A 1,725-nucleotide genomic window follows, 5' to 3' on the forward strand; every position below is an offset into this window, starting at 1 on the left:
ATTAACTAAAAACCAGATTTTACAACAGGCAAGTACCACGGTATTAAGTCAGGCAAATCAAAGACCACAAGCTGCATTGTCTTTATTAGGTTAATTGCCAGTTTGGTTTAGTCTGTCATTTTACCATGCTCAGGCTAGCTTAATCTGTACAAAATTTGAGTTGATTAAACTGTATCTTTAAATCTGCTTAAATAATCATTTTTACTGAGCTATCGAGCTTGGTGTTTTGAATCGTAAACACTCTCCTGACTGGTGTTGCGTATTAGCCGGAGGTTTCCTCCGGCAGTTTTAAGTTTTTCACTTATTCTAATTACTTCCCCCTTCCTTATCTTTATTTTTATATAAAACTTAGTTTCGTTTTGTTTTTTAGTCTAGTGCTTTATTTTTTTATTTTAAATAATCTTTAATAGATAAAAATAATTAAGATTTTTGTCTAAAGTTGGTTGTTTAATGGTCGATATAATAATAGACGATGAAGCAAGTTTTGTTAAATTGTGGATTTGGCTTTATTTGAGCATATTTTTGCTTATTTTAGTTAAAAACATTCTTTGAGGAGTGAGTATTATGTCAGGTATGTTTGTAAACACTAACGTATCATCATTAAATGCACAGCGTCAGTTATATAACTCAGGCACAGCATTAAATACATCTTTTGAACGTCTATCATCTGGTTTTAGAATCAACCGCGCATCAGACGATGCGGCTGGTCTTCAAATTACCGATCGTATGACAACTCAAATACAGGGTTTAAACCAAGCAGTAAGAAACGCAAATGATGCGATTTCATTAACGCAAACAGCTGAAGGTGCAATGCAGGAAATTACCACCTCATTGCAACGTATTCGTCAGCTAGCGGTTCAATCGCAAAATGGTATTAATACATCTGCTGACCGTTTAGCGCTGCAAAAAGAAGTGAGCGCATTAAAAACTGAGATCAGCCGTATTGGTACAACAACTCAGTTTGCTGGTGTTGATTTATTAACAGGTGGCTATTCTGCTAAGTTTTTAGTGGGTGCAAATGGTGGCCAAACGATTTCTGTTAATTTATCAAGAACAGGTGGTTTTGGTGCTTCTGGTTTAGGTGGTGCGAGTTTTGATGTAAGCACTGCTGATTTAGCTTCTGCTACTTTAACTGCGATTGACACAGCAATTTCTAATATTGGTGCGGCTCGTGCCGATCTAGGTGCGCTACAAAACCGTTTCCAATCAACCATTCGTAACTTGAGTAACGTCGTTGAAAACGTATCTTCAGCACGTTCGCAAATTAAAGATACGGATTTTGCAACGGAAACAGCCGAGTTAACTCGTAACCAAATCATCCAGCAAGCGAGTACAACTATTTTAAGTCAAGCAAACCAAAGACCTCAATCAGCGTTATCGCTATTGGGTTAATAGTTACTGACTTAAGCTCTGCTTCCACCCGTTTGGGGATAAGCCAGGAGGTAGTGCGACGGGTTAATAGGCCAAACGGGTGAGCATTACTCACTCCTAATAAGGGTCAGGTTGGTTTGCTGACCCTTATTTTTGCTTATTAATTTAAAACTGTAGAAGAAAGCTGGCGCTGTTATCTTTAAGAGCGCTGATGCTTCTGTTGTTTATTTACTTTTAAATTTAAGTGATATGCTTTCTGAAAATCTAAAATCTAAAATCTAAAATCTAAAATCTAAAATCTAAAATCTAAAATCTAAAATCTAAAATCTAAAATCTAAAATCTAAAATCTAAAA

2 protein-coding genes are annotated in these 1,725 nt (G+C 36.1%); both read left to right on the forward strand.

Features of this window, described 5'->3' with window-relative positions; translation table 11 throughout:
* Window positions 1–94 (forward strand): flagellin (locus N7931_RS19175; RefSeq protein ID WP_262792248.1); only part of this gene is annotated, 94 nt, incomplete at its 5' end.
* Window positions 95–564: 470 nt separating this feature from the next.
* Window positions 565–1,392, forward strand: coding sequence for a flagellin (locus tag N7931_RS19180; protein WP_262795948.1), 828 nt, complete (start codon window positions 565–567; stop codon window positions 1,390–1,392).
* Window positions 1,393–1,725 lie beyond the last annotated feature (333 nt).

The organism is Catenovulum sp. 2E275 (assembly GCF_025515275.1).
GTDB lineage: Bacteria > Pseudomonadota > Gammaproteobacteria > Enterobacterales > Alteromonadaceae > Catenovulum.